At 68.6% G+C, this 25476-nt stretch carries 27 protein-coding genes; 11 read left to right on the plus strand and 16 right to left on the minus strand.

Going from position 1 to position 25476, the window contains the following annotated elements:
- Positions 1-54 precede the first annotated feature (54 nt).
- Positions 55-1308 (minus strand): kynureninase, encoded by a 1254-nt coding sequence (gene kynU / locus C4B30_RS12685; RefSeq protein WP_419188576.1) that lies wholly within the window; start codon positions 1306-1308, stop codon positions 55-57.
- 27 nt (positions 1309-1335) lie between these two features.
- The gene (kynB, locus tag C4B30_RS12690; RefSeq protein ID WP_027785260.1) at positions 1336-1977 is read right to left on the minus strand and encodes an arylformamidase; all 642 of its coding nucleotides are present in this window, start codon (positions 1975-1977) and stop codon (positions 1336-1338) included.
- Between the two features lie 130 nt (positions 1978-2107).
- Between kynB and C4B30_RS12695 the strand changes: the two genes are divergently transcribed.
- Positions 2108-2608: an Lrp/AsnC family transcriptional regulator gene (locus C4B30_RS12695; protein WP_006477992.1), complete on the plus strand. Its 501-nt coding sequence runs from the start codon at positions 2108-2110 to the stop codon at positions 2606-2608.
- On the opposite strand, the gene C4B30_RS12700 is transcribed toward C4B30_RS12695, so the two are convergent.
- From C4B30_RS12700 to C4B30_RS35285, 4 genes are all read right to left on the minus strand, one after another.
- Complete coding sequence (locus C4B30_RS12700; protein WP_027785259.1) at positions 2595-3104, minus strand: flavin reductase family protein; 510 nt, start codon at positions 3102-3104, stop codon at positions 2595-2597. The genes C4B30_RS12695 and C4B30_RS12700 overlap by 14 nt on opposite strands.
- Before the next feature lie 279 nt (positions 3105-3383).
- The gene (locus tag C4B30_RS12705; protein ID WP_027785258.1) at positions 3384-4049 is read right to left on the minus strand and encodes a hypothetical protein; all 666 of its coding nucleotides are present in this window, start codon (positions 4047-4049) and stop codon (positions 3384-3386) included.
- On the minus strand, positions 4046-5452 hold the full coding sequence (locus tag C4B30_RS12710; protein WP_027785257.1) for a selenium-binding protein SBP56-related protein: 1407 nt from the start codon (positions 5450-5452) through the stop codon (positions 4046-4048). Before C4B30_RS12710 ends, C4B30_RS12705 begins: the two co-directional genes overlap by 4 nt.
- Positions 5453-5537: 85 nt before the next feature.
- Entirely contained in the window at positions 5538-5783 is a 246-nt protein-coding gene (locus C4B30_RS35285; protein WP_155257375.1) for a hypothetical protein, read from the minus strand.
- A gap of 233 nt (positions 5784-6016) precedes the next feature.
- Here C4B30_RS35285 and msrA point away from each other — a divergent pair, with 233 nt between their 5' ends.
- Entirely contained in the window at positions 6017-6577 is a 561-nt protein-coding gene (gene msrA / locus C4B30_RS12720; RefSeq protein WP_027785256.1) for a peptide-methionine (S)-S-oxide reductase MsrA, read from the plus strand.
- Positions 6578-6599: 22 nt separating this feature from the next.
- Here msrA and C4B30_RS12725 read toward each other — a convergent pair whose 3' ends face one another.
- From C4B30_RS12725 to pdxH, 3 genes are all read right to left on the minus strand, one after another.
- Complete coding sequence (locus C4B30_RS12725) at positions 6600-7898, minus strand: DUF72 domain-containing protein (protein ID WP_027785255.1); 1299 nt, start codon at positions 7896-7898, stop codon at positions 6600-6602.
- 23 nt (positions 7899-7921) lie between these two features.
- Positions 7922-9142, minus strand: a complete 1221-nt coding sequence (locus C4B30_RS12730; RefSeq protein WP_027785254.1) for an SAM-dependent methyltransferase — start codon at positions 9140-9142, stop codon at positions 7922-7924.
- 121 nt (positions 9143-9263) lie between these two features.
- Positions 9264-9908, minus strand: a complete 645-nt coding sequence (pdxH, locus tag C4B30_RS12735) for a pyridoxamine 5'-phosphate oxidase (RefSeq protein WP_027785253.1) — start codon at positions 9906-9908, stop codon at positions 9264-9266.
- 128 nt (positions 9909-10036) lie between these two features.
- On the opposite strand from pdxH, the gene tcdA reads away from it, so the two are divergent.
- Complete coding sequence (tcdA, locus tag C4B30_RS12740) at positions 10037-10894, plus strand: tRNA cyclic N6-threonylcarbamoyladenosine(37) synthase TcdA (protein ID WP_027785252.1); 858 nt, start codon at positions 10037-10039, stop codon at positions 10892-10894.
- A gap of 103 nt (positions 10895-10997) precedes the next feature.
- On the opposite strand, the gene trxA is transcribed toward tcdA, so the two are convergent.
- Both trxA and C4B30_RS12750 read right to left on the minus strand, forming a co-directional pair.
- A complete protein-coding gene (trxA, locus tag C4B30_RS12745; protein ID WP_027785251.1) occupies positions 10998-11846 on the minus strand; it encodes a thioredoxin in 849 nt (282 codons plus the stop codon).
- A 52-nt stretch (positions 11847-11898) separates the two neighbouring features.
- Positions 11899-12780 carry a pirin family protein gene (locus tag C4B30_RS12750; RefSeq protein ID WP_027785250.1) on the minus strand — a complete coding sequence of 294 codons (882 nt, stop codon included), beginning with the start codon at positions 12778-12780 and terminating at the stop codon, positions 11899-11901.
- 258 nt (positions 12781-13038) lie between these two features.
- Here C4B30_RS12750 and C4B30_RS12755 point away from each other — a divergent pair, with 258 nt between their 5' ends.
- Positions 13039-13917, plus strand: coding sequence for an EamA family transporter (locus C4B30_RS12755; RefSeq protein WP_027785249.1), 879 nt, complete (start codon positions 13039-13041; stop codon positions 13915-13917).
- Positions 13918-13962: 45 nt separating this feature from the next.
- On the opposite strand, the gene C4B30_RS12760 is transcribed toward C4B30_RS12755, so the two are convergent.
- Both C4B30_RS12760 and tsaE read right to left on the minus strand, forming a co-directional pair.
- Positions 13963-15489 carry an N-acetylmuramoyl-L-alanine amidase gene (locus C4B30_RS12760; protein WP_027785248.1) on the minus strand — a complete coding sequence of 509 codons (1527 nt, stop codon included), beginning with the start codon at positions 15487-15489 and terminating at the stop codon, positions 13963-13965.
- Positions 15471-16022, minus strand: a complete 552-nt coding sequence (gene tsaE, locus C4B30_RS12765) for a tRNA (adenosine(37)-N6)-threonylcarbamoyltransferase complex ATPase subunit type 1 TsaE (RefSeq protein WP_027785247.1) — start codon at positions 16020-16022, stop codon at positions 15471-15473. The genes C4B30_RS12760 and tsaE overlap by 19 nt, the downstream gene beginning before the upstream one ends.
- Positions 16023-16039: 17 nt before the next feature.
- On the opposite strand from tsaE, the gene queG reads away from it, so the two are divergent.
- The 3 genes from queG (at position 16040) to xerD (ending at position 18757) form a co-directional block, all read left to right on the plus strand.
- Positions 16040-17275, plus strand: coding sequence for a tRNA epoxyqueuosine(34) reductase QueG (gene queG / locus C4B30_RS12770; protein ID WP_027785246.1), 1236 nt, complete (start codon positions 16040-16042; stop codon positions 17273-17275).
- 64 nt (positions 17276-17339) lie between these two features.
- On the plus strand, positions 17340-17810 hold the full coding sequence (locus C4B30_RS12775) for a methylated-DNA--[protein]-cysteine S-methyltransferase (protein ID WP_006496476.1): 471 nt from the start codon (positions 17340-17342) through the stop codon (positions 17808-17810).
- Positions 17807-18757, plus strand: coding sequence for a site-specific tyrosine recombinase XerD (gene xerD / locus C4B30_RS12780; RefSeq protein WP_027785245.1), 951 nt, complete (start codon positions 17807-17809; stop codon positions 18755-18757). The genes C4B30_RS12775 and xerD overlap by 4 nt, the downstream gene beginning before the upstream one ends.
- A 64-nt stretch (positions 18758-18821) precedes the next feature.
- Here xerD and C4B30_RS12785 read toward each other — a convergent pair whose 3' ends face one another.
- The gene (locus C4B30_RS12785) at positions 18822-20384 is read right to left on the minus strand and encodes a class I adenylate-forming enzyme family protein (protein ID WP_027785244.1); all 1563 of its coding nucleotides are present in this window, start codon (positions 20382-20384) and stop codon (positions 18822-18824) included.
- 263 nt (positions 20385-20647) lie between these two features.
- Here C4B30_RS12785 and ybaK point away from each other — a divergent pair, with 263 nt between their 5' ends.
- Positions 20648-21139 carry a Cys-tRNA(Pro) deacylase gene (gene ybaK / locus C4B30_RS12795; protein WP_027785243.1) on the plus strand — a complete coding sequence of 164 codons (492 nt, stop codon included), beginning with the start codon at positions 20648-20650 and terminating at the stop codon, positions 21137-21139.
- Positions 21140-21255: 116 nt separating this feature from the next.
- Positions 21256-21894 (plus strand): glycerol-3-phosphate 1-O-acyltransferase PlsY, encoded by a 639-nt coding sequence (gene plsY / locus C4B30_RS12800; RefSeq protein ID WP_027785242.1) that lies wholly within the window; start codon positions 21256-21258, stop codon positions 21892-21894.
- Between the two features lie 80 nt (positions 21895-21974).
- Here the strand turns inward: plsY and C4B30_RS12805 are convergent, their stop codons facing one another.
- Positions 21975-22460: a YajQ family cyclic di-GMP-binding protein gene (locus tag C4B30_RS12805; RefSeq protein WP_006482217.1), complete on the minus strand. Its 486-nt coding sequence runs from the start codon at positions 22458-22460 to the stop codon at positions 21975-21977.
- Between the two features lie 136 nt (positions 22461-22596).
- On the opposite strand from C4B30_RS12805, the gene murB reads away from it, so the two are divergent.
- Positions 22597-23646 carry a UDP-N-acetylmuramate dehydrogenase gene (gene murB, locus C4B30_RS12810; protein WP_027785241.1) on the plus strand — a complete coding sequence of 350 codons (1050 nt, stop codon included), beginning with the start codon at positions 22597-22599 and terminating at the stop codon, positions 23644-23646.
- An 86-nt stretch (positions 23647-23732) separates the two neighbouring features.
- On the opposite strand, the gene argF is transcribed toward murB, so the two are convergent.
- The gene (argF, locus tag C4B30_RS12815; protein ID WP_027785240.1) at positions 23733-24662 is read right to left on the minus strand and encodes an ornithine carbamoyltransferase; all 930 of its coding nucleotides are present in this window, start codon (positions 24660-24662) and stop codon (positions 23733-23735) included.
- A 412-nt stretch (positions 24663-25074) separates the two neighbouring features.
- On the opposite strand from argF, the gene C4B30_RS12825 reads away from it, so the two are divergent.
- Positions 25075-25395 (plus strand): DUF3579 domain-containing protein, encoded by a 321-nt coding sequence (locus C4B30_RS12825; RefSeq protein ID WP_011546046.1) that lies wholly within the window; start codon positions 25075-25077, stop codon positions 25393-25395.
- The last annotated feature ends 81 nt before the right edge of the window (positions 25396-25476 follow it).

The raw sequence follows: 25476 nt of genomic DNA on the forward strand, positions 1-25476 counted from the left end.
ACGAACGCGCGGCGTGCGCTGCGCATGCAACCGCGGCGCGCCGCGCAAAAACGGTCAGGTCACCGCACCGCGTTCGGCGAACTCGGGCGCCTTCCACGCGTCGGTGGCGAGGATGTCGCGCAGCGTCTCGACCGCATCCCATACGTCGGCGAAGCGCGTATAGAGCGGCGTGAAGCCGAAGCGCAGCACGTACGGCTCGCGGTAGTCGCCGATCACGCCGCGCGCGATCAGCGCCTGCATCACTTCGTAGCCGTGCGGATGCTCGAAGCTCGCCTGCGAGCCGCGCTGGTGATGCGCGCGCGGCGTGACGAGCTTCAGCGACAGGCCGGCGCAGCGCGCTTCGACGAGCGCGATGAACGCGTCGGTCAGCGCGAGCGACTTGCGGCGGATCGTCTGCATGTCGGTCTGCAGGAACACGTCGAGGCCGCATTCGACCATCGACATCGACACGATCGGCTGCGTGCCGCACAGAAAGCGCGCGATGCCCGGATCGGGCGCGAAGCCCGGCTGCATCGCGAACGGCGCGCGGTGGCCCCACCAGCCCGACAGCGGCTGCGAGAAATGCGCGAGATGGCGCTGCGGCACCCACACGAACGCGGGCGAGCCGGGGCCGCCGTTCAGGTACTTGTACGTGCAGCCGACCGCGCCGTCCGCCCGTGCGCCGTTCAGGTCGACCGGCACCGCGCCGGCCGAGTGCGCGAGATCCCACAGCATCAGCGCGCCCGCGTCGTGCACGAGCTGCGTGACGGCCGGCATGTCGTGCATGTAGCCGGTGCGGTAGTTCACGTGCGTGATCATCGCGACGGCCGTGTCCGCGCCGAGCGCGCCGGGCAGGTCGGCCGGATCGTCGATCAGGCGCAGTTCGTAGTCGCCGCCGAGCTGCTCGATCAAGCCCTGCGCGATGTACAGGTCGGTCGGGAAGTTCGAGCGCTCCGACACGATCACGCGGCGCTCGGGCGCACGCTCGGCCTGGTGGCGCAGCATCGCCGACAGCAGCTTGAACAGGTTGATCGAGATGGTGTCGGTGACGACCGTCTCGCCGGGCGCGCCGCCGATCAGCGTCGCGAGTTTGTCGCCGAGGCGGCGCGGCAGCGCAAACCAGCCGGCCGTGTTCCAGCTGCGGATCAGGCCTTCGCCCCATTCGGCGCCGATCACCTGCTGCGCGCGGGCAGCCGAGGCGCGCGGTTGCGCGCCGAGCGAGTTGCCGTCGAGGTAGATCACGCCGTCGGGCAGCGAGAACTGCTCGCGCAGCGGGGCCAGCGGGTCGTCGCGGTCGAGCGCGAGCGCGTCTTCACGGGTCTTGATCATCATGATGTGGGGTCGTAGGTCGGGTAATCAGGAAGCCTGCGCGGGCAGGGCGCGCAGCACCGCGCGCACGGGGCTCGCGTCGAGCGTCGCGAATTTCAGCGGCAGCGCGATCAGTTCGTAGTCGCCGGCCGGCACGTCGTCGAGCACGATCCCTTCGAGGATCGCCATCCGGTGCGCGCGCACGCGGTGATGCGCATCCATCGTCTTCGATTCCTGCGGGTCGAGCGACGGTGTGTCGATGCCGATCAGCTTCACGCCGTGCGCGGCGAGCAGGTCGACGGTGTCGGGCGCGACCGCACAGAAATGGCTGTCCCATTGCTCGACGCTGGCACGCTCGTACGTGCGCAGCAGCACGCGCGGCGGCACGCCGTCGAGCGCCGCGGCGACGTCGGCCGGCCGCACGACCGGCGATGCGCCGATGCAATGGATCACGCGGCACGGGCCGAGATAGGTGTCGAGCGATACCGCGCCGATCGGTGCGCCGTCGGCGTCGTAGTGCAGCGGCGCGTCGCAGTGCGCGCCCGTGTGCGGCGACAGCGTCAGGCGCGCGACGTTGACCGGCGAACCGGCCTCCATCCGCCACACGCGTTCGACGGAAACCGGCGTATCGCCCGGCCACACGGGGGTGGCGGGGCTGACAGGCGGCGAGATGTCCCAGAGTATGTCCATGGCATGACGAATCGGTGAGTCGATCCTTCGAATGATAGGTGGACGCTCGCAGCAAGTGCTTGCGAAATAAACATGGACAATCCGCCGGATTGGCAGATAATTCGAATCAGAGGGAAAACGGGGACCATAAATGCACGCGATCACGCTCGATGCCACCGACTGCCGGATCCTGGCGGTATTGCAGGAGGAGGGCAGAATCAGCAATCTCGACCTGGCCGAACGCATCTCGCTTTCGCCATCCGCCTGCCTGCGCCGCATGCGCCTGCTCGAGGAGCAGGGCGTGATCGAGCACTATCGCGCGTGCCTGAGCCGCGAGAAGCTCGGCTTCGAGCTCGAGGCGTTCGTGCAGGTGTCGATGCGCAACGAAGAGAATCAATGGCACGAGCGCTTCGCGGAAGCGCTGCGCGAATGGCCGGAGGTGGTCGGCGCGTTCGTCGTGACGGGCGAGAGCCACTATCTGTTGCGCGTGCTCGCGCACAACCTCAAGCACTATTCGGATTTCGTGCTGAACCGCCTCTACAAGGCGCCCGGCGTGATGGACATCCGTTCGAACATCGTGCTGCAGACGCTGAAGGACGAAGCCGGCGCGCCGGTCGGCCTGGCGCGCACGGGGGCGATCAAAGCGGTGTGAGGCCGTGGAAGCCGCCGCCGTGGAACACGAGCGGCGGTGCCGTTTCCGATATGGCGCGCACGCCGCAGCGTTCCACTTCGCCGACGAAGATCACGTGGTCGCCTTCGTCGTATCGGCTGCGGTTGTGGCATTCGAACCACGCGAGCGCGCCGTCGAGCACGGGCATCCCCGAGTTGCCGGCCACATGCGCGATTCCTTCGAAGCGGTCGCCCTTGTAAGTCGAGAAGCGCTTGCACAGGTCCAGTTGCGACGCCGCGAGCACGTTCACCACGTAATGGCTGTTGCCGCGGAACACGGGCGTCGACGCCGATTTGTGCGCGAGGCTCCACAGCACGAGCGGCGGATCGAGCGAAACCGAATTGAACGAGCTGGCGGTGATGCCGATCAACTGACCGGACGGCGCCTGCGTCGTGATCACCGTCACGCCCGTCGCGAACTGGCCGAGCGCCTGCCGGAAGGCGGCCGAGTCGAAATCCGGCGGATTGGCGTGGCTCATCGGGCAGCCATCCGGAACGGGACGGGCGGGCGCGACGCGACACGGGTGTGACGGGCGCGGCGGACGAAAGACGACAAGGCGGTGGAAGGGGAAGGGATGCGCATGGCCCGATTTTAGCGGAATCGGGGCCGCCGGGCCCGGTCGGGCGGTGCAGCGCGACGGCAGGGTGACGTAGCGAACACTGCGGCGCGCGGCCGGCGGCGCCGTTCTGTCGCGTTTTTCAACGATGCGGCCGGTCACGCCGGCGCCGGGTTGCCCGGGCAGGCATCGCGACCCGTGCTATCGCCCCGCCGCCAGCCCGAGCGACAACGCACCGGTCACGATCAGGCTCGACGCCCACACCGCATCGAGATTGAACCAGCTGCGCGACACGAACTTCAGCCCGAGATAGCGGTACACGAGCCACGCGAGTCCGCCGCCGGTGGCGATCATCGCGGCCGCGTGCACGGCCGCGACGACGAGCGCCATGCCGAGATGCGCATCGACGAGCAGCGCGGCCGCGCGATGGCCGGCATCCCGGTCGAGCCCGCAAAGGCCGAGGTAGATCGGCACGAGCATCAGCCCCGCGCCGTGCGCGAGCGCGACCGCGAACGACCACAGGCCGAGCCGCGCCGGCGCAATCCGCGCGAGCGCCCGCGGATGCCGGCGCCGGATCAGCAGCACCGCGCCGAAGCCGATCACGAGTGCGCTCGCGCCGATCCGGATCGCCGACTGCCATGCGAGCAGCGCCGCAAGCAGTCCGAACGGCAGCATCACCGCGAAGACGGCGAGCGTATGACCGAGCGCGAGATAGCCGAGCGCGGCGACGAGCGCGGCGCCGCGGCGCGTCATCAGCGCGTTCGACACCGCGAGCGGCCAGCCCATCGCCGGGTTGAGCCCGTGATAGACGCCGCTCGCGAGCACCGCCGCCCACAACGCGAACGGCGCGTGAAGGCCGGCGCTCAACGCGTGACCGACGGATAGCAGAACGAGTCGGTCGAGCAGTCGCCGCCTTCGAGCCGGATCTGGTGCGCGCGATAGCCGTCGGGGAATTCGACCCAGTAGTCGTCGGCGAGCGTCAGCCCGCCGTCGGGCCCCGCGTGCGCAAGCACCTGCGCGGCCGGCACGCCGTCCGGATAGAACTGGTCGTCCCACGTCGAATAGAGCGAGTTGGTCCAGTACACGCGCCGGCCGTCGCGGCTGATCTCGACCATCTGCGGGCCGCCCGCGAACGTGCGGCCGTTCGAATGCGGCGCACGGCGCGCGATGCCGCCGATGCGTACCGACCCGGCCAGCACCGGATTGTGCGGATCCGACACGTCGTACTGGCGCATCTCGCCCGTGCCCCAGCACGACACGTACAGGAACCGGTCGTCGAGCGACAGGTCGATGTCGGTCACGAGCGGCGGCACCGCGCCGAATCCTTGCAGCAGCGGCGGCAGCTCGTCGGCTGAGGCCGGCTCCGCCGGGATCGTCGCGGTCTTCTTCGCATGGAACTTGCCGCCTTCGCGCCACCAGGTCCAGATCGAACCTTCGAGATTGGTCGTATCGACCACGACGCCGACGAACCCGTACTCGCGCACCGGGTCGTGCGCGGGCCGCACCTCGAGCGCCATCTGGTGCTGCGCGCCGAGATCGATCGTCTGCACGTTGCGTCGCGCGCGCAGGTCCCAGAAATGCAGCCGGTGCCCGTACTTGTTCGCGAGCAGATCCTCGGGGACGATCCCGTTCTCGAATTGCGGCGGCAGCGCCCATTCGCTCGACACCATGTAGTCGCGCGGCAGGTTCCACCAGAAGTCGTAATGCTTGTCCTGCGGGCCGCGGTCGATCTCCCAGCGGCCGAGCACGTCGAAGGTCTCGCAATCCATGATGAAGATGCCGGGCGCGCCGTCGGTGCCGTCCTTGCCCGCGCCGCCGAGCGTGCTCACGTAGATGCCCTCGGGGCCGCAATGCACGGTGTGCGGCCGCGAATAGCCGGTCTTCGCGAAGATCTCGTCGGGCTCGATGATCTTGTGGATGCGCGCCTGCGTCGGATGCGGCTTCGTGTCGATCACGTAGATGCGCGACGAGCGCAGGCCGGGGATGATCAGGAAGCGGCGCTCGAGGAACGCATGGCCGGTGAGCGGCGACAGCGACGACGAGCACGCATTCCAGCCGAAGTGGTGAAACTCGTCGCCGGTGTTCGGCATCGTCACCGTGTGCACGATCTTGCCGTACGTCGGCGAACCGGGCTTCACGTCGATCACGGCGAGCGCGTCGGGTCTGGAAAAATCGGGGCTCAGCAACAACGTATACGCGAATGCTTCGGCCGGCGCCTGCATCGCGAGCTCGGGCGAAGCGTGAAACGTCGGGTCAGGCCGCATGCTCATGGCGATGTCCTCTCGATGATGTCGGATCGTGGACGCACGGCCGTTCGTCGCGGGCGTGCGGACTGCGGTTGCCGCGCGGCGCGCATCACGCCGGCGGAGCGATCGGCAGGCGCAGGCACGCGTCGGCGACGTGCGCGATGCCGTGCACCAGGTAGTGAAAGCGGGAAAAGGCGAAGGGGCTGCCGCGCGGCGTCCACCGTGAAACGGGTACGCGCCATCGCGATGGTGCGCTTGACGTATCGGCGACCGGGCCCGCGGGGCAGGCGATATCCGTTAAGGCGTACATATCGATGTTCCGGCAGATGATGTTGACATCGGGGCAGGCATGCATCGGACGCTGCGCGGGCGTGACGGGTTGGCCGTCGCTTGCGCGTGCCTAAGTGTAGACGAGAAATCCGCGGCGGGTCGCGCGCGACGCCTGGCCGCTCCGCCAGGTACGCGCGCGAGTGAGATACTTGACGCAGTGCCGTTGTCCGCCCGCATCACGGGGCGCGCGACGGCGACGCGAAACGATGGCGCCGGCGCCTGCGTGCCGGCTGCCGTCATCCACGAGGGACTGATTTCATGGGGAACGAGATGCTTGAAACCGCGACGCTGGGAGGCGGGTGTTTCTGGTGCACGGAGGCCGTGTTTCTCGACGTCGACGGCGTGACGGCCGTCCAGTCGGGTTACGCGGGCGGCCATACGCGCAATCCCGGCTATCGCGACATCTGCGAGGGCGACACGGGCCACGCGGAAGTCGTCAACGTGACGTTCGATCCGGCGCGCATCGGTTATCGCGAGATCCTCGAGATCTTCTTCGCGACGCACGATCCGACCCAGTTGAACCGGCAGGGCAACGACGTCGGCACGCAGTACCGGTCGGTCGTGTTCACGCATTCGGATGCGCAGCGCGACACGGCGCTCGACGTGATCCGCGCGCTCGAGCACGAACAGGTGTTCGGACAGCCGATCGTCACGCAGGTCGTGCCACTCGACGGCAACTACTGGCCGGCGGAGGACTATCACCAGAACTATTACGCGCGGAACCCGGGGCAGGGCTATTGCTCGGTCGTGATCGGGCCGAAGCTCGCGAAATTCCGGCAGAAGTTCTCGCACCGGCTGAAGTCGCTGCGCGGCGCATGAGCGTCGGCGGCGGCGACCGGCGTCACGCCGCCTCGTTGCGCCACTGCGCGCACGCGGCGGCGATTTCGCGTGCGAGCGCGATGCACGACAGCGGCGCGGAGCCTTCCGCCTTGTTGTTGATCGTGATGATCACCGGCTGCCCGGCCAGCGCGTAGCGCGCGGCCAGTTCGGCGAGCGCCGAGCGCGTGGCCGGATCCTCGTCGACGAGCTTGTCGAACGGCTCGTATTTCGCCTTCGCCTGCTCGTACTTGAAGCCGCCGTGCAGGCTCCAGCGCACGATCAGCGGGCCCGGCGCGTCGCCGTCGAGCAGCGCGAGCGCGGCGGCCTGGCGCAGCGGGTCGGGCATCCGCGCGTGCAGGCCGACGCAGTAGCGCACGCCGAGCGCGGCCAGCGCACGGATGAAGCGCGGCGTGAGCAGGCTCGCGTCGCGGATCTCGATCGCGTAGCGCGTGCCGTCGGCGTCAGGCGGCAGCGGCGGCAGCGCCGCGAAGAACGCGGCGAGCCGGTCGATCAGCGCGGCCGGTTCCGCGAGCAGTTGATCAGGCAGCGGCGAGAACTGGAACACGAGCACGCCGGCTTTCCGGCCGAGCCCGTCGAGACACGGCTGCACGAATTCGCGGGTCGCGAGCGACGCATCGAGGAAGGTCGGGTTCGGTCCGGACGGCTCGCCGCGCCGGCCGCGGATCACCGCGTCGGTCACCGCGGCCGGCGCCTTCACGACGAAGCGGAAATCGTCGGGTACCTGCTGCGCGTAGCGCAGGTAATCGGCCACCGACAGCGGGCCGTAGAACGACCGGTCGAGGCTGACGCTCCTGAGCAGCGGATGGGCGCCATACGCTTCGAGCCCTTCGCGCGACAGCTTCGTCTGCGCGAAATCGCCGTCGTAGACGATGCCGTTCCAGCCGGGGAAATACCACGACGACGTGCCGAGCCGCACGTTCGGCGGCAGGCCGGCCGCGGCGTCGGCCACGTCCGCCGGGATCGGCGCGGGAAGCACGCCGCGCTTGCGGCGGCCTTTCTTCGGCGCGGCGGCCGGCGGGGACGGTTCGTCCCACAGCAGCCCGGACGACGGTGCGGGTGCGTCGTCGGCGGCGGGGCGGGAAGTCATGCGGGCGGGCGGCGCCGGTTGCGCGTCGTCCTGCGCGTGCGGCATCACGTGCTCGTCGGGGCTGGCGGGGCGGCCGCCGTCCGCGTGCGACGCGCGTGCGGCGTCCGTCGGCACGCCGAACAGGTCGAATTGTCCGTCGGCGTGCGACTCGTTGGCGTCGTCGTGATGTTGTCGTTCGGGCGGCGCCGTGCGCCGCGTCCTGCCGTCACCCATGCATGCCCAGCGTGAGGCGCCGCCTAGCGCGGCAGCGCGTGTTCGTACATGTAGCGCCGCGACCACGGCAGCGTTTTCGCGCTGCGTCCGGCCTTGCGGCACACGATCTGGAAGATCGACACGTCGTCGTGCTCGAACGCATAAGCGCAGCCGGCAAGATACACGCGCCAGATCCGGAATTTCTCGTCGTCGACGAGCTTTCTCGCTTCTTCGGCTTTCGCTTCGAAGTTTTCCGTCCAGATATCGAGCGTGCGCGCATAGTGCCGGCGCAGGCTTTCGACGTCAACCGCCTCGAGTCCGCCGCGCTGCGCCGCTTCGAGCGCGAGGCTGATGTGCGGCAGCTCGCCGTCCGGGAATACGTAGCGATCGATGAATTCGCCGCCGCCGAGCGCCGTTTCGCCGCTTTCCGCGTCGGTCGACGTGATCCCGTGGTTCATCGCGATGCCGTCGTCGGCGAGCAGGTCATGCACGCGCGAGAAGTAGAGCGGTAGGTTCTTGCGGCCGACGTGCTCGAACATCCCGACGCTCGTGATGCGGTCGAACTGGCCGTCGATCTCGCGGTAATCCTGCAGACGAATCTCGATCTTGTCTTCGAGCCCCGCGGCCTTCACGCGCGCGGTCGCGAGGTCGAACTGGTTCTGCGACAGCGTCACGCCGAGACACGTCGCGCCGAATTTCTGCGCGGCGCGCAGCACGAGCGCGCCCCAGCCGCAGCCGATGTCGAGCAGGCGCTGGCCGGGCTCAAGCCGGATCTTCGTCAGGATGTGGTCGATCTTCTTGATCTGCGCGGTGGCGAGATCCTCGTCGCCGTTCTCGAAGTACGCGCACGAGTACACCATGTTCTCGTCGAGCCACAACCGATAGAACTCGTTCGAGACGTCGTAGTGGTACTGGATCGCCTTCCTGTCGGTGTTCTTCGTGTGATTGAAGTAGCGCTTCACGCGTGCGAGCTTGCTCGCGCTCGTCACGGTGCTGCGCGCGAGCGAGTAGCCGATGTTGATGATGTCCGACAGCTTGCCTTCGATGTCGATCTTGCCCTTCACGTACGCCTCGCCGAGATTGTCGAGGCTCGGTTCGAGCAGCAGCGGCAACGCCGACGCGCTGTTCACCTTGAGCGTGACCTGCGGTGCGCTGAAGGTGCCGAAATCGAGTTGATCGCCGTTCCATAGCACGAGGCGCGCCGGTATGTTCGCTTTCGCCCGTACTTCGTCCGCCCACTGTGCCAGCTTCTTTTCCCAGAACATTTGGATTCTCCGTTTGTTCGTTGAATCGAATACAGCCAAGTATCTTGACCGGCGCCCGCCGCTTGCGAGGCGGGCGCCCGGATGCAACACGAAACACGACCGGCGTGCGCCGGCGCCGCGCTTACGGCGACAGGCGCGAGATCGTCCAGCCCGGCGACGCCGCGGCGTCGCGCGTATAGAGCAGGCGGTCGTGCAGCCGCGACGGGCGCCCCTGCCAGAACTCGATCGAGTCGGGCACGAGGCGGTAGCCGCCCCAGTGCGGCGGGCGCGGCGGGTTGTCGCCGTAGCGTTCGCTGACGGCCCGTTCGCGCGCCTCGAGCGTCGCGCGGCTGTCGATCACGGCGCTTTGCTCCGACGCCCATGCGCCGATGCGCGAGCCGAGCGGGCGCGACGCGAAATAGCGGTCGCTTTCTTCCGCGCTGGTTTTCTCGATCCGGCCTTCGATGCGCACCTGGCGCTCGAGCTCGATCCAGTAGAACAGTAGCGCGGCTTGCGGATGCACGGCGAGATCGTGCCCCTTGCGGCTTTCGTAATTGGTGAAGAAGACGAACCCACGTTCGTCGACGCCCTTGATGAGCACGATCCGGGCCGACGGCCGGCCGTCGGCGCCGACGGTCGCGAGCGTCATCGTGTTCGGCTCGGGCAGCTTGGCGGCGAGCGCCTCCTTGAACCAGCGATCGAACTGGGCGAACGGGTCGGGGGCGGCATCGGCTTCGTCGAGCGAAGCACGCGAATAGTTGATGCGGAGATCGGCGAGAGTCGTCATGTTATGCAAACGCTTCAATCTGGGGCCAGTATAGCGAACGCGCGAGAATCGTGCGTGCACAGTGGCGCGTGCGAGCGGGGAGTTCAGGCAGAATAGAGGGCTGCTCGACTTACGTTTTCCTTGCTGCCATGTCCTCCGCCGACGCTGCCCCGCCCAGTTCTTCTGATCTTACCCCGACCCCGGAAATCCAGCTTGACGTGGATCGCGCGCGGCGTTTCGGCGGCGTCGCGCGCCTGTATGGCGCGCCGGCGGCCGCCGCCTTCGAGCGGGCGCACGTCGCGGTGATCGGGATCGGCGGCGTCGGGTCGTGGGCGGCCGAGGCGCTCGCGCGCAACGCGGTCGGCACGCTCACGCTGATCGATCTCGACAACGTCGCGGAAAGCAATACGAACCGGCAGGTCCATGCGCTCGACGGCAATTACGGCAAGCCGAAGGTCGACGCGATGGCCGAGCGGATCGCGCTGATCGATCCCGCGTGCCGCGTGAACCGGATCGAGGATTTCGTCGAGCCCGACAACTTCGACGCGCTGCTCGGCGGCGGCTTCGACTACGTGATCGATGCGATCGACAGCGTGCGCACGAAGGTCGCGCTGATCGCATGGTGCGTCGCGAAACGGCAGCCGTTGATCGTCGTCGGCGGCGCGGGCGGGCAGCTCGACCCGACGCGCATCCGCATCGACGACCTCGCGCTGACGATCCAGGATCCGCTGCTGTCGAAAGTGCGCGCGCAGTTGCGCAAGCAGCACGGTTTTCCGCGCGGGCCGAAGGCGCGCTTCAAGGTCAGCGCCGTGTATTCGGACGAGCCGCTGATCTATCCGGAAGCGGCGGCCTGCGACATCGAGGACGGCGCCGAGCCGTCCGCGGCCGCGCACGTCGCGGGGCTCAACTGCGCGGGCTTCGGTTCGAGCGTGTGCGTGACCGCGAGCTTCGGTTTCGCGGCTGCCGCGCATGCGCTGCGGGCGATCGCGGCACAGGCGGCCGGCTGAGCCCGCGGTGCGCGGACAGCGAAGGGTGATGGCGCGGCACGGGTAACGTGCCGCGCGCGATACGGCGATACGGCGGGGCCGTCGCGGCCGGGCCGCTTGCGCATCAGTTGAGCGCCATGCTCAGCTTGCGTCGCCATGCGGCGACGAGGTCGGGTTGATCGCCGGCCAGTTCGAACACCGAGATCATCGTGCGGCGGCCGAGGTCGTCGCCGTAGGCGCGATCGCGCGTCACGATTTCCAGTAACTGTTCCAGCGCGCCTTCGTACGCACGCCGCGCGATCAGGCTCTGCGCGAGGTCGAAGCGCGCGTCGAGATCGGCCGGGTTCGCCGCGATGCGCGCTTCGAGCGCGTCGGTCGGAGGCAGGTCGGCCGTGGCTTCGAGCGCGTCGAAACGGGTCTTGATCGCCTGGTAGCGGGGGTCGCCGTTCTGCACGGTTTGCGGCGACAGGCGTTCGGTCTCGGCGCGCGCGGCGTCGACCTCGTTGCGCGCGAGCAGCAGCTCGATCAGGTCGAGGCGCGCGTCGTCGTAGCCGGGGTTCAGCGCGAGCGCCGCTTCGAGGTGCGCGAGCGCCTCGTCGAAGCGCTGTTCGGCCATCGCATACTGCGCGGCGCGGCGCTCGGCTTCCTCGGCCGCCGGCAGCAGCCGGTCGAGGAACGCGCGCAACTGGCCTTCGGGCAGCACGCCGACGAACTGGTCGACCGGGCGCCCGTCGGCGAACGCGATCACGTGCGGAATGCTGCGTGTCTGGAAGTGCGCGGCGAGTTCCTGGTTCTCGTCGACGTTGACCTTCACGAGCTTCCAGCGGCCTGCATAGTCGGCCTCGAGCTTTTCCAGCAGCGGGCCGAGCGTCTTGCAGGGGCCGCACCACGGCGCCCAGAAGTCGACCAGCACGGGCATGTCCAGCGACGCCTCGATGACGTCTTTCTCGAATGTGGCAAGCGTGGTGTCCATGTCGTTCTCTTCCGTTCGAATATCGTCAGGATGGGGGCGGCGCGCCGCTTTTTCAACGCGGCTTCGATTCGGGCAGCGGAATCCACTCGGTTTCGCCCGGCACCTTGCCCATCTCCTGGCGCGTCCAGGCCGCTTTCGCATGCTCGATGGCCTCGCGGCTGCTCGCGACGAAATTCCACTCGATGAAGCGTTCGCCGTCGATCTTGTCGCCGCCGAGCAGCATCGCGCGCGCGCCGCCGCCGCTCGTCAACGTGACCGTCGCGCCCAGCGCGAGCACGGCCATCCGTTCGGCCGGCACCGGCGTGCCGTCGATCGCGAGTTCTCCGTCGACCACGTAGACCGCGCGCTCCTCGTGCGACGCATCGAGTTCGAGCCGGCCGCCTGCCGTGAATTCGGCCGCGACGTACAGCGTGCGCGAGAACGTCGTCACGGGCGAGCGCAGCCCGAACGCGTCGCCGGCAATCACCGTCAGCGTGACGCCGTCTTCGTCGCGCTTGGGCAGCGTATCGGCCGCGTGGTGCTCGAACGACGGCTCGGTCGACTCGTGCGCTTGCGGCAGCGCGACCCAGGTCTGGATCCCGTGCACGGTATGGCCGCTGGCGCGCTGCGCGTCCGGCGTGCGCTCCGAGTGGACGATCCCGCGGCCGGCCGTCATCCAGTTCACGTCGCCCGGCACGATTTCCTGCCGCGAGCCGAGGCTGTCGCGGTGCAGGATCGCGCCGTCGAACAGGTAGGTGACCGTCGCGAGCCCGATGTGCGGATGCGGGCGCACGTCGAGCCCCGTGCCGGCCGGCAGCGCCGCGGGCCCCATGTGATCGAAGAAGATGAACGGGCCGACGAGGCGTGCGGCGAGCGCGGGCAGCGTGCGGCGCACCTGCAGGTTGCCGATGTCGCGCACGTGCGGCTTCAGCAGGGCTTTGATCGAGTCGGTCATGGCGGGTCTCGTGGGAACGGCTGGATTGCCGGTCATTGTACTGGCGGCGCGGCGGCGCGCGTGATGGGGCCCGCGAAACGCGCTCGGCCCGATGCGGCCGCGGCAGGCACGCGTCGTGCGGCGTCCAGCGCGTTGCGCAAGCCGCTGCGCGCGCCGCGGATTCCATGCGCGCCGCACGGGTATCGGGCCGGGCGACGAAACCCGGTAGACTGGCCGGCTTCACAACGACGATTCGACAATCGAAGGGAGACGCCGATGATGGCCCCGAAGGACTTGCTGCTCGCGCTGGTCGTGATCCTGGCGTGGGGCGTGAACTTCGTCGTGATCAAGGTCGGCCTGCACGGCATGCCGCCGATGCTGCTCGGCGCGCTGCGCTTCACGCTCGCGGCCGTGCCCGCGGTATTCTTCGTGCGCCGGCCGCAAATTTCGTGGCGGCTGCTGGTGCTGTACGGCGCGACGATCCAGCTCGGGCAGTTCGTGTTCCTGTTCACCGGCATGTACGTCGGCATGCCGGCCGGCCTCGCATCGCTCGTGCTGCAGTCGCAGGCGTTCTTCACGCTGGTGTTCGCGATGCTGTTCCTCGGCGAGCGGCTGCGCGCGCAGAACCTGATCGGCCTCGCGATCGCCGCGGGCGGGCTCGTCGTGATCGCCGCGCAGGGCGGCCGCGCGATGACGCTCGCGGGCTTCCTGCTGACGATCTGCGCGGCCGCGATGTGGGCCGTCGGCAATATCGTCACGAAGAAGGTCGGGAAGGCGAACCTCGTGTCGCTCGTCGTGTGGGCCAGCCTCGTGCCGCCCGTGCCGTTCTTCCTGCTGTCGCTGTGGTTCGAAGGGCCGCGGCGGATCGCGACCGCGCTCGCCGGGCTGAACGCCGCGTCGATCTTCGCGGTCGTCTATCTCGCGTTCGTCGCGACGCTGCTCGGTTACGGGCTGTGGAGCCGCCTGCTGTCGCGCTACCCGGCCGCGCAGGTCGCGCAGTTCTCGCTGCTGGTGCCGATCGTCGGGCTCGCGTCGTCGGCGCTGCTGCTCGACGAGCATCTGACGCACACGCAGCTGATCGGCGCCGCGCTCGTGATGGGCGGGCTCGCGGTGAACGTGTTCGGCGGGAAACTGCTGAGCCGCTTCGCGGCGTCGTGACGCGCCGGCACGCGCTGCGTGCCGGCGGCAGGGTACGGGTGGCGCTCAGGCCATCCGGTTCTTCGCGAGCGGCGGATTCGCGGCGAAATAACGCTTGATGCCGCGGAAGATCGCGTCGGCCATCTCGTCGCGATAGCTGTCGTCGTTGAGCCGGCGCTCTTCGTCCGGGTTGCTGATGAACGCGGTCTCGACGAGGATCGACGGAATGTCGGGCGCCTTCAGCACCGCGAACCCGGCCTGCTCGACCGAGCCCTTGTGCAGCTTGTTGATCCCGCCCACTTCCTTCAGCACGTAGTTGCCGTAGCGCAGCGAGTCGCGGATCTGCGCGGTCGTCGACATGTCGAACAGCGCGCGGTTCACCGCCGCGTCCGCCGTCTTGATGTTGATGCCGCCGATCAGGTCGGACGAATTCTCCTTGTTCGCCATCCAGCGCGCCGCGGCGCTCGTCGCGCCGTGGTCGGACAGCGCGAACACCGACGAGCCGCGCGCGGACGGCGTCGTGAACGCGTCCGCGTGGATCGACACGAAGAGATCCGCGCCGACGCGGCGCGCTTTCTGCACGCGTACGTTCAGCGGCACGAAGAAATCGGCGTCGCGCGTCATCATCGCGCGCATGTTCGGCGCGGCGTCGATCTTCGCGCGCAGCTTCTTCGCGATGTCGAGCGCGATGTGCTTCTCGTACGTGCCGCCGCCGCCGATCGCACCCGGATCCTCGCCGCCGTGGCCCGGGTCGATCGCGACCGTCAGCAGCCGCACGGTGCCGCCCTTGCCGGATTTCGGCGCGGTGAACTTGTAGGTGTCGCCGTCGTCGTCGTTGTCGTCGCGGCGCGCGATGACGGGCGGCGGCTTGACGGCCGGCTTCGCGGGCGTCGACGGCGTGCCGGCGGCCGGCGGCGCATGCGGCGTGGCCGGCGTGTTCTGCGCGAAACGCTGGAAGAATGCGTCGCTGTTGTCGCCCGCGGCGGGCGGCGGCGTGCCCGGACCGGCCAGCCCGCCCGGTGGCTGCATCTGCTGCGCGCGCGCGGTGTCGTTGAGCGCCTGTTCCTTGCGTTCCGTCTGCGCGATCAGGTCGGACAGCGGGTCGGGCGCGACGGCCGGATACAGGTCGAACACGAGCCGGTACTTGTACGTGCCGACGGGCGGCAGCGTGAACACCTGCGGTTTCACCGAGCCTTTCAGGTCGAACACCATCCGCACGACGTGCGGCTGATACTGGCCGACGCGCACCGACTGGATCTGCGGATCGTTCGGCGTGATCTTCGACACGAGGTCGCGCAGCGCCTGGTCGAGGTCGAGGCCGCTCAGGTCGACGACGAGACGGTCGGGACCCTGCAGCAACTGTTGGCTATTCTGCAGCGGCTGGTCGGATTCGATCGTGACGCGCGTGTAATCGCGCGCGGGCCACACGCGCACGCCGAGCACCGACGACGCGTGCGCGAGCCGCGGCGCGACGAGGCCGAGCACCAGCGTCGACGCCCCCGCGCGCAGAATTTGACGGCGCCGCCAGTTGTGCGTCGCGGTGGCCGCCGATTCGATCGAGCGGAACGGTTTGATCAACATCTTTCGAGACATGCCTTTCCTGAAGCGCTGTACGCCCGGACGGTGAGGGCGCGGCCGTCGCCGTCCACGTCGAGCGAAAAAACCAGATCGGGCACGCCGAGCAGGGCGCCCGCCTGTTGCGGCCATTCGACGAGGCAGATCGCGCTGGAATTGAAATATTCGCGAAAGCCTGCGTCGGACCATTCGGCCGGATCGTTGAATCGATACAGATCGAAGTGATAGACCTCGAGTTCCCCATCGCTGCGTTCGAGCGCGTACGGCTCGACGAGCGTATAGGTCGGGCTGCGCACGCGCCCCGGGTGGCCGAGGCCGCGCAGGATCGCGCGCACGAGCGTCGTCTTGCCCGCGCCGAGATCGCCGATCAGCTGGATCTGCAGCCCGTCGAACGCGTGTGCTCGGACGAGCTCGGTGCGCGCCGCGTCGAGCGCGTGCGCGAAGCGCGTGCCGAAGGCCTCGGTTGCCGCTTCGTCGGCGAGCGCGATCACGCGCTCCGCGAGCGGGGCGGGCAACGTGGCGTGAGGCGGTTGGCTGGACGTGGCTGGCATTCTCGTAAAATAGTGCGATGAACCGACTACCGGAACACGCCGCATCCGACAGGCCTTCGACTCGTGACGAAGGCGCGGCGCCGTGCGCGCTCGACGATGCGGCGTTGACTGCGCTCGCCGCTCGCATCAGGGCGTGGGGGCGCGAATTGGGTTTCGGGGCGATCGGCATCAGCGATACCGATCTCTCGGATGCCGAAGCGGGCCTCGCCGCCTGGCTGGAAGCCGGTTACCACGGCGAAATGGATTATATGGCGAAACATGGGATGAAACGCGCGCGGCCGGCCGAACTTGTGGCCGGTACGCGACGCGTGATCTCCGTGCGGCTCGCCTATTTGCCGGCCCAAACGCTCGCCGACGGTGCGCCCGGTGGCGAGCCCGGCGCGCTCGTCCCGCACGACTGGCGCGCGCGCGAACGGGCGCGGCTCGACGATCCGCAGGCGGCCGTCGTGTCGATCTATGCGCGCGGCCGCGACTATCACAAGGTGCTGCGCAACCGGCTGCAGACGCTCGCGGAGCGCATCGAGCACGAGATCGGCGGGTTCGGCTACCGCGTGTTCACCGATTCGGCGCCCGTGCTCGAAGTCGAGCTCGCGCAGAAGGCCGGCGTCGGCTGGCGCGGCAAGCATACGTTGCTGCTGCAGCGCGATGCCGGCTCGCTGTTCTTCCTCGGCGAAATCTACGTCGACGTTGCGCTGCCGACCGACGCGCACACGTCGCCCGACACCGCGCCCGAGACGCCCGGCGCGCACTGCGGCAGTTGCACGCGCTGCATCGACGCATGCCCGACCGGCGCGATCGTCGAGCCATACCGCGTCGACGCGCGCCGCTGCATCTCGTACCTGACGATCGAATTGAAAGGTAGCATCCCCGAACCGCTGCGGCCGATGATCGGCAATCGCGTGTACGGCTGCGACGACTGCCAGCTCGTGTGCCCGTGGAACAAGTTCGCGCAGGCCGCGCCCGTCGCCGATTTCGACGTGCGGCACGGCCTCGATCGCGCGACGCTCGTCGAGCTGTTCGCGTGGGACGCCGACGCGTTCGATACGCGGATGCAGGGCAGCGCGATCCGGCGCATCGGCTACGAAAGCTGGCTGCGCAATCTCGCGGTCGGGCTCGGCAATGCGCTGCGCGCCGGCGCGGACCGGCTCGCGCCGCCCGCGCGCGACGCGATCGTCGCCGCGCTGCGCGCGCGGGCCGACGATCCGTCGCCGGTCGTGCGCGAGCATGTCGAATGGGCGCTGCGAGCCGCGTGAAGGCGGCGTAAAGTGTCGTCGGCGCGCGGCAGGGCCGCGCGCATTCCTCGGTCAGGAGAAGGCAATGTTCAACGCAGTGATCGACGCGCCGTTCGGCAAGGTCGGCATCCGCACGGATGCCGCGGTGGTGCGCGAGATCGTCTATCTGCCCGAATCGATGAAGTCGGTCGATCCGGATTCGGCGCTCGCGAAGCGCGCGGTCAAGCAGATCGAACGTTATTTCGAGCGCGCGTCCGCACGCTTCGATCTGCCGCTCGCCGACGTCGGCAGCGCATTCCAGCACCGCGTGTGGGACGTGATCAGCGACATCCCGCCCGGTACGGTGCTGACCTACGGCCAGGTCGCGAAGCGGATCGGCAGCGCGCCGCGCGCGGTCGGCCAGGCGTGCGGCGCGAATTACTTTCCGCTCGTGATTCCGTGCCATCGCGTCGTCGCGGCGGGCGGGCTCGGCGGGTTCGCGAACCATGACGACAATGGCTATTACCAGCAAGTGAAGCGCTGGCTGCTGACGCACGAGGGCGTGCCGTACCGATGAGCGAACCACTGATTTCCCCCGAAAACGACGGCGATGCCGTCGCGGCATCGCCCGCGCTGCTCGCGAGCCGCGCGTCGATCGACGTGTTCTGCGATGCGCTGTGGCTCGAACACGGGCTCGCGCGCAACACGCTCGATGCGTACCGGCGCGACCTGGCGCTGTTTTCCCAATGGCTGGCCGCGACGCACGACGCGCCGCTCGACGCGGCCGACGAGGCGATGGTGACGGGCTACATCGCGGCGCGCAGCGACGGCAAGGCGACGTCGTCGAACCGGCGACTGTCCGTGTTCCGCCGCTATTACGGCTGGGCCGTGCGCGAGCATCGCGCAAACGCCGACCCGACGCTGCGGATCACGTCCGCGAAACAGGCGGCCCGGTTCCCGTCGACGCTGTCCGAGGCGCAGGTCGAGGCGCTGCTCGGCGCGCCCGACATCGGCACGCCGCTCGGCCTGCGCGATCGCACGATGCTCGAGCTGATGTATGCGAGCGGGCTGCGCGTGAGCGAGCTCGTCACGCTGAAGACGGTAGAGGTCGGCCTCAACGAAGGCGTCGTGCGCGTGATGGGCAAGGGTTCGAAGGAGCGGCTCGTGCCGTTCGGCGAAGTCGCGCACGGCTGGATCGAACGCTACCTGCGCGATGCGCGGCCGGCGCTGCTCGGCGCGCGCGCGGCCGACGCACTGTTCGTGACCGCACGCGGCGACGGGATGACCCGCCAGCAGTTCTGGAACATCATCAAGCGTCACGCGCAGCAGGCCGACGTGCGCGCGCACCTGTCGCCGCACACGCTGCGGCACGCGTTCGCGACGCACCTGCTGAACCACGGCGCCGACCTGCGCGTCGTGCAGTTGCTGCTCGGCCACAGCGACATCTCGACCACGCAGATCTATACGCACGTCGCGCGCGAACGGCTCAAGACGCTGCACGCGCAGCATCACCCGCGCGGCTGACGCGCGACGCGTGCATGCGGCGCGGCGCGGGCGCCGATGCGGGAGCCGGCGCGCGGCGCCCGCGTCAGACCAGCTCGCGCAGCCGGTGCTTGAGCACCTTGCCGGTCGACGCGGCCGGCAGCGCAGCGAGCACGCGGATATGCGCAGGGCGTTTGTAAGCCGCGAGCCGATCCGCGCACCATGCATGCAATGCCGCCTCGTCCGCCGTCGCGCCCGGCAGCAGCTCGACGAACGCGAGCACTTCCTCGTTGCCTTCGATCGCGCGGCCGATCACGGCCGCCTGCACGACGTCCGGATGCGCGTTCAGCACCTGTTCGACCTCGACCGGATAGACGTTGAAGCCCGAGCGGATGATCAGCTCCTTGCTGCGGCCCGCGATCGTCACCGCGCCGTCCGCCTCCTGCCGCGCGAGATCGCCGGTGCTCAGCCAGCCGTCCGGCGACACGGCGGCGCGCGTCGCGTCCGCGTTGCGGTAGTAGCCGAGCATCACGTTCGGCCCGCGCACGCGGATCTCGCCGACTTCGCCCGGCGGCACGTCGGTGCCGTCCGGCGCGACGATCCGCATGTCGACGCCCGGAATCGGCACGCCGACCGAACTGTCCGTGCGCGGCGCATCGAGCGGCGTCTGCGTGATCGTCGGGCTGCTTTCGGTCATGCCGTAGCCGTTGTGCAGCGGCACGCCGTACAGGCGCTCGACGCGGGCCTTCAGGCTCGCATCGAGCGGCGAGCCGCCCGAATACGCGAAGCGCAGCCGCGGTGCGCGCCAGGCATGGCCGTGCGTATGAAGGTGTTCGAGCAGCTTCGCGTGCATCGCGGGCACGCCCTGGAAGATCGTGACGCCTTCGTCGGCGAGCGCGACGCGGACGGCTTCCGGCGAGAAGCGCGGCGCGAGCCGCAGCGTCGCGCCCGCATACAGGCTGCCCAGGCACACCGACGCGAGGCCGTACACGTGGGACACGGGCAGCACCGTGTAGACGGCGTCGTCGGGCGACACGCGGCGCAGCGTGCTCGACGTCGCCGCGATGAACAGCAGGTTGCGGTGCGACAGCATCACGCCTTTCGGCGTACCGGTCGTGCCCGTCGTGTAGATCAGCGCCGCGCATTGCTCGGCGCCGTCGGCGGCCACCGGTTCGGCGGGCGCGCTCGCATCGACCCGATACGACCACGCGCCGATGTCGACCGGCAGCGCACCGGCGGGCGTGGCGCCGAGCCGCTCGGCATGGGCGCGCGCCTCGGGCGAGACGTCCGTCGTGAACGCGATCAGCTTCGGGCGCGCGTGCGCGGCGATCGCGTCGAGCTCGGCGGCCGACAGCCGCGCGTTCGATACGAGCGCCCAGGCGTCGATGCGGGCGGCCGCGAACAGCAGCACGATCTGCGCGATGCAGTTTTCCGCGACGATCATCACGCGGTCGCCGCCTTGCACGCCGAGGCTCGCCAGCCGCGCTGCCGCCGCGTCGACGGCCCGCGCCAGCTCGCCGTACGACACGCGGCGTGCATCTTCGATCAGTGCCGGATGCGCGGGCGACTGCACGGCCCGATGGGCGGGCACGTCGGCAATGCGACGCGGCAGCGCCGCGAGCAGTGCATCGACGTCGAGCGCTTCGGACGAACGGGGTGGCGAGGACATGGCGTCTCCAGAAGAGGGGCCGGCGGTGGCCGACGATATTGGCGAACGATCGTGCCATGACGGCGCGCGCGCCACAATCGGGCAATCGGGCAATCGGGCAATAGCGCTTCGCGATGTCCGCAACGATGATGAATGCAATCGTCGTCGCGATGGGGCGGGCCACCGGGCGGAAAGACGGGCCGCGAGTATACCGCCGGCGCGGGCCCGCCATTGCGCGCCCGCCGATCGTTCGCCATTGGATCGTTCGCCATTAAAATGCCGCCATGAGCAAATCCAGACACGTGTCCGAAACCCCCGCGACCCAACTGCTGCGCCGTCATGGCGTCGCATTCGGCGAGCATCCGTACGAATACGTCGAGCATGGCGGCACCGGCGAATCGGCGCGCCAGCTCGACGTCGACGAGCACAGCGTCGTGAAGACGCTCGTGATGGAAGACGAACACGCGAAGCCGCTGATCGTGCTGATGCACGGCGACCGCACCGTGTCGACGAAGAATCTCGCGCGGCAGATCGGCGCGAAGCGCGTCGAGCCATGCAAGCCCGAGGTTGCGAACCGCCATTCGGGCTATCTCGTCGGCGGCACGTCGCCGTTCGGCACACGCAAGGCGATGCCCGTCTACGTCGAGGCGACGATCCTCGAATTGCCGACGATCTACGTCAACGGCGGCCGGCGCGGCTACCTCGTCAGCCTCGCGCCGGCGGTGCTCACGTCGCTGCTCGGCGCGCAGCCCGTGCAGTGCGCGAGCGTCGACTGAGGGTTTCACCTTCGTGGCAGTCCGCGCCCGTTCGGTAGAATGGGCGCCGTTTCGGCTTGCCGGCTTGCCGCGCACCGCCGTCCCTTTCCCGATACGTTGAAAAAAGAGTTCCCCGCATGCAGATCCTGCTCGCCGCCCTCGTTGCCTACCTGATCGGTTCGGTGTCGTTCGCCGTCGTCGTCAGCGCCACGATGGGCCTGGCCGACCCGCGTTCGTACGGGTCGAAGAATCCCGGCGCGACCAACGTGCTGCGCAGCGGCAACAAGAAGGCCGCGATCCTGACGCTCGTCGGCGACGCGTTCAAGGGCTGGATCGCCGTCTGGCTCGCCCGGCACTTCGGCCTGCCCGACGTCGCGGTCGCGTGGGTCGCGATCGCCGTGTTCCTCGGCCATCTGTACCCGGTGTTCTTCCGCTTCCAGGGCGGCAAGGGTGTCGCGACCGCGGCCGGCGTGCTGCTCGCCGTGCATCCGGTGCTCGGGCTCGCGACCGCGCTGACCTGGCTGATCGTCGCGTTCTTCTTCCGCTATTCGTCGCTCGCGGCGCTGGTGGCGGCCGTGTTCGCGCCGGTGTTCGACGTGTTCCTGTTCGGCACCGGCCATAACCCGGTCGCATGGGCCGTGCTCGCGATGAGCGTGCTGCTCGTGTGGCGTCACCGCGGCAACATCTCGAAGCTGCTCGCGGGGCAGGAGAGCCGGATCGGCGACAAGAAGAAGGCGGCCGCGGACGGCGGCGCGCAGGACGGCGGCAAAGCCTGAGAAGGCGCGGCGCTTGCCGCGCGCCGGGCGCGCCGCGCATGCGGGGCCCGGCCGGAAGACGCGACTTGGCCGGCGGCCGATCAGTCGCGGAAGTTGTTGAAGTCGAGGGGCGTGTCGGTCACGTCCTTGCGCAGCATCGCGATCGTGCTCTGCAGGTCGTCGCGCTTCGTGCCCGATATGCGCACCGCGTCGCCCTGGATGCTCGCCTGCACCTTGATCTTGCTGTCCTTCACGAGGCGCACGATCTTCTTCGCGAGGTCGCCCGTCACGCCTTTCTTCACGGTGACGATCTGCTTGACCTTGTCGCCGCCGATCTTCTCGACCTTGCCGTAGTCGAGGAAGCGCACGTCGACGTTGCGCTTGGCCAGCTTGCCGATCAGCACGTCCTTGACCTGGCCGAGCTTGAAATCGTCGTCGGCGAACAGCGTCAGCTCGCGTTCCTTCTGCTCGACGCGTGCGTCGGAGCCCTTGAAGTCGAAGCGCGTCGAAATTTCCTTGTTCGACTGCTCGATGGCGTTCTTCACTTCGATCATGTTCGCTTCGGAAACGACGTCGAACGATGGCATGGCATTCTCCCTTGAGATGCGGGCACCCGGCTCGCGCGCGGGCACTCGCTATAATTGCGGACTGTTTGCCATTTTACCGATGCCCCTCCGTTTGCCCAAGGCCGGCCATGCGCCGCCCGGGCCGACGTGACCGCGAATGCCGATGCCTCCTGACGATTCCGCCCTGTCGCTGCTTCCCGACCATCCGCTCGCCGCGCACAACACGTTCGGCATTGCCGCGCGCGCGCGCTTCGCCGCGCGCGTCACGCAGGCGGCCCAGTTCGAGGCGCTGCATCGCGACCCGCGGGTCGCGAACCTGCCGCGGCTCGTGCTCGGCGGCGGCAGCAATATCGTGTTCACGCGCGATTTCGACGGCGTCGTGCTGCTCGACGAGATCGCGGGCCGCCGCGTCGTGCGCGAGGACGGCGAGGCGTGGTACGTCGAGGCCGGCGGCGGCGAGAACTGGCACGCGTTCGTCGCGTGGACGCTCGAGCACGGGATGCCGGGCCTCGAGAATCTCGCGCTGATCCCGGGCACCGTCGGCGCCGCGCCGATCCAGAACATCGGCGCGTACGGCCTCGAGATGAAGGTGTATTTCGATTCGCTGGTCGCGGTCGAGCTGGCGACGGGGCGCCGCGAGCGTTTCGACGCCGCGCGCTGCGCGTTCGGCTATCGCGACAGTTTCTTCAAGCGGGAAGGGCGCGGCCGGTTCGCGATCGTCGCGGTGACGTTCCGGCTGCCGAAGCGATGGGCGCCGCGGCTCGGCTACGCGGACGTCACGCGCGAGCTCGACGCGCGCGGCATCGCGCCCGATGCGGCGACGCCGCGCGACGTGTTCGATGCGGTCGTCGCGATCCGCCGCGCGAAGCTGCCCGATCCGCTGGTGCTCGGCAATGCGGGCAGTTTCTTCAAGAATCCGGTGATCGATGCCGCGCAGTTCGATGCGCTGCGCGCCCGCGCGCCGGATGTCGTGTCGTATCCGCAGCCGGACGGGCACGTGAAGCTCGCGGCCGGCTGGCTGATCGACCGCTGCGGCTGGAAGGGGCGCGCACTCGGGGCGGCGGCCGTGCACGATCGCCAGGCGCTCGTGCTCGTCAATCGCGGCGGCGCGACCGGCGCCGACGTGCTTGCGCTGGCGCGGGCGATCCAGACCGACGTGCGCGCGCGGTTCGGCGTCGAGCTGGAGGCCGAACCGGTCTGCCTGTAACGCCGCGCGCGCCGGTTTTGGCGCATCCAAACGGAAAGCGCCGATCGTCGACCGGCGCTTTTTTTACGCGTGTGCGTTGCGGCGCGTCAGTGCTTGAGGCGGCCGAGCAGCAGGAACTCCATCAGCGCCTTCTGCACGTGCAGGCGGTTTTCCGCTTCGTCCCACACGACGCTCTGCGGGCCGTCGATCACGCCGGCCGTCACCTCCTCGCCGCGGTGCGCGGGCAGGCAATGCATGAAGAGGGCATCCGGATTAGCATGGCCCATCATTTCCTCGTCGACGCACCAGTCGGCGAATGCCTGCTTGCGCGCCTCGTTCTCGGCCTCGAAACCCATGCTCGTCCACACGTCGGTCGTCACGAGATCGGCGCCCTTGCACGCTTCGTTCGGATCGTCGAATACCTCGTAGAACGGCGCGCTGTCGGGCGACACGAGCTTCATGTCGAGCGCATAGCCGGGCGGCGTCGACAGGCGCAGCTTGAAGCCGAGGATCTGCGCGGCTTCGATCCACGTGTACAGCATGTTGTTCGCGTCGCCGACCCACGCGACGGTCTTGCCGGCGATCGGGCCGCGGTGTTCGTAGTACGTGAAGATGTCGGCGAGCACCTGGCAAGGGTGGTAGTCGTTGGTCAGGCCGTTGATCACCGGGACGCGGGAGTTCTGCGCGAAGCGTGTGATCACGTCCTGCTCGAACGTGCGGATCATGATGATGTCGACCATGCGCGAGATGACCTGCGCGGAATCCTCGACGGGTTCGCCGCGGCCGAGTTGCGTATCGCGCGTGCTCATGAAGACGGCGTGGCCGCCGAGCTGGAAGATCCCGGCCTCGAACGACAGGCGCGTGCGCGTCGAGCTCTTCTCGAAGATCATCGCGAGCGTGCGGTCGTGCAGCGGGTGATAGGTCTCGTAGTTCTTGAACTTGCGCTTCAGGATACCCGTGCGTTCGAGCACGTACTCGTAGTCTTCCAGCGAGAAATCCTTGAACTGCAGGTAGTGACGAATGGTTTTGGCGGTCATGAAACGAAATACGGCGGGTCTCACCCGGCAGCGAGGCCGGACGGCGCCGCCGTCGGGTGTGGATAACTCAAAGCAGCATAAAGGATTTTCCGTGCTTTGACGAGCCGTGGCGCGACGCGGAGCGGGATCGTCGCGCGCGACCGGCGGTGCCGGAAAGGGGGCGTCGGGACGACGCGCGATGGCGCGCTGCGGTATAATTCAAAAGTTTTCTCCAGCCCGGCAGGCAAGGCTTTTCGCGCTCTGCCGGACACAAGCCGTGCGCTGCACAAATCCGGTGCAGCCCACCGGCGGCGCGCATCGACGCCCCGTTTTCGGGATATCGATTGGCTCGTGCCGCCGACCCTCCAGCTTTGTGTTCGCGTACCCAGGCGCCGTTGCCTGGGCATCGCCGGGCCGTCACTTGGGTAACCACATGGCTGAAACCCCTCCGACCGAATTTTTCATCCAGGGCATCACGAAAGACGGGAAAAAGTTTCGCCCGAGCGACTGGTCGGAACGTCTGGCCGGTGTGATGGCCTGCTTCGGGCCGGGGGCCAGCGGGCCGAATGCGCGTCTCAAGTATTCGCTGTACGTGCGCCCGACGATGCTCGGCGACCTGAAATGCGTGATCCTCGATTCGCGGTTGCGCGACATCGAACCGATGGCTTTCGATTTCGTGCTGAATTTCGCGAAGGACAACAACCTCGTCGTGACCGAGGCGTGCGAGCTGCCGGACTACAACACGAAGAAGTAAGTCATGCCGACGGGCGAGGGCGCGTGCCGCACCGGCCCGGGCACATGCCGCCACCGCGCGTGATACGCAGGCGACAGGCAA

The sequence above is a fragment of the Burkholderia sp. BE12 genome (assembly GCF_002959955.1).
Taxonomy (GTDB): domain Bacteria; phylum Pseudomonadota; class Gammaproteobacteria; order Burkholderiales; family Burkholderiaceae; genus Burkholderia.

What these genes read in the sequence shown, in the direction of transcription:
- C4B30_RS12760 (WP_027785248.1), bottom strand. Translation starts at nt 15,489, where the DNA reads ATGTCTCGAAAGATGTTGATCAAACCGTTCCGCTCGATCGAATCGGCG.
- murB (WP_027785241.1), top strand. Translation starts at nt 22,597, where the DNA reads ATGCCGATGCCTCCTGACGATTCCGCCCTGTCGCTGCTTCCCGACCAT.
- C4B30_RS12805 (WP_006482217.1), bottom strand. Translation starts at nt 22,460, where the DNA reads ATGCCATCGTTCGACGTCGTTTCCGAAGCGAACATGATCGAAGTGAAG.
- tsaE (WP_027785247.1), bottom strand. Translation starts at nt 16,022, where the DNA reads ATGCCAGCCACGTCCAGCCAACCGCCTCACGCCACGTTGCCCGCCCCG.
- C4B30_RS12775 (WP_006496476.1), top strand. Translation starts at nt 17,340, where the DNA reads ATGTTCAACGCAGTGATCGACGCGCCGTTCGGCAAGGTCGGCATCCGC.
- C4B30_RS12710 (WP_027785257.1), bottom strand. Translation starts at nt 5,452, where the DNA reads ATGAGCATGCGGCCTGACCCGACGTTTCACGCTTCGCCCGAGCTCGCG.
- C4B30_RS12785 (WP_027785244.1), bottom strand. Translation starts at nt 20,384, where the DNA reads ATGTCCTCGCCACCCCGTTCGTCCGAAGCGCTCGACGTCGATGCACTG.
- plsY (WP_027785242.1), top strand. Translation starts at nt 21,256, where the DNA reads ATGCAGATCCTGCTCGCCGCCCTCGTTGCCTACCTGATCGGTTCGGTG.
- tcdA (WP_027785252.1), top strand. Translation starts at nt 10,037, where the DNA reads ATGTCCTCCGCCGACGCTGCCCCGCCCAGTTCTTCTGATCTTACCCCG.
- C4B30_RS12730 (WP_027785254.1), bottom strand. Translation starts at nt 9,142, where the DNA reads ATGTTCTGGGAAAAGAAGCTGGCACAGTGGGCGGACGAAGTACGGGCG.
- C4B30_RS12695 (WP_006477992.1), top strand. Translation starts at nt 2,108, where the DNA reads ATGCACGCGATCACGCTCGATGCCACCGACTGCCGGATCCTGGCGGTA.
- argF (WP_027785240.1), bottom strand. Translation starts at nt 24,662, where the DNA reads ATGACCGCCAAAACCATTCGTCACTACCTGCAGTTCAAGGATTTCTCG.
- C4B30_RS12725 (WP_027785255.1), bottom strand. Translation starts at nt 7,898, where the DNA reads ATGGGTGACGGCAGGACGCGGCGCACGGCGCCGCCCGAACGACAACAT.
- trxA (WP_027785251.1), bottom strand. Translation starts at nt 11,846, where the DNA reads ATGGACACCACGCTTGCCACATTCGAGAAAGACGTCATCGAGGCGTCG.
- kynB (WP_027785260.1), bottom strand. Translation starts at nt 1,977, where the DNA reads ATGGACATACTCTGGGACATCTCGCCGCCTGTCAGCCCCGCCACCCCC.
- msrA (WP_027785256.1), top strand. Translation starts at nt 6,017, where the DNA reads ATGGGGAACGAGATGCTTGAAACCGCGACGCTGGGAGGCGGGTGTTTC.
- xerD (WP_027785245.1), top strand. Translation starts at nt 17,807, where the DNA reads ATGAGCGAACCACTGATTTCCCCCGAAAACGACGGCGATGCCGTCGCG.
- C4B30_RS12825 (WP_011546046.1), top strand. Translation starts at nt 25,075, where the DNA reads ATGGCTGAAACCCCTCCGACCGAATTTTTCATCCAGGGCATCACGAAA.
- C4B30_RS35285 (WP_155257375.1), bottom strand. Translation starts at nt 5,783, where the DNA reads ATGCATGCCTGCCCCGATGTCAACATCATCTGCCGGAACATCGATATG.
- C4B30_RS12755 (WP_027785249.1), top strand. Translation starts at nt 13,039, where the DNA reads ATGGCCCCGAAGGACTTGCTGCTCGCGCTGGTCGTGATCCTGGCGTGG.
- C4B30_RS12750 (WP_027785250.1), bottom strand. Translation starts at nt 12,780, where the DNA reads ATGACCGACTCGATCAAAGCCCTGCTGAAGCCGCACGTGCGCGACATC.
- pdxH (WP_027785253.1), bottom strand. Translation starts at nt 9,908, where the DNA reads ATGACGACTCTCGCCGATCTCCGCATCAACTATTCGCGTGCTTCGCTC.
- kynU (WP_419188576.1), bottom strand. Translation starts at nt 1,308, where the DNA reads ATGATCAAGACCCGTGAAGACGCGCTCGCGCTCGACCGCGACGACCCG.
- C4B30_RS12700 (WP_027785259.1), bottom strand. Translation starts at nt 3,104, where the DNA reads ATGAGCCACGCCAATCCGCCGGATTTCGACTCGGCCGCCTTCCGGCAG.
- queG (WP_027785246.1), top strand. Translation starts at nt 16,040, where the DNA reads ATGAACCGACTACCGGAACACGCCGCATCCGACAGGCCTTCGACTCGT.
- ybaK (WP_027785243.1), top strand. Translation starts at nt 20,648, where the DNA reads ATGAGCAAATCCAGACACGTGTCCGAAACCCCCGCGACCCAACTGCTG.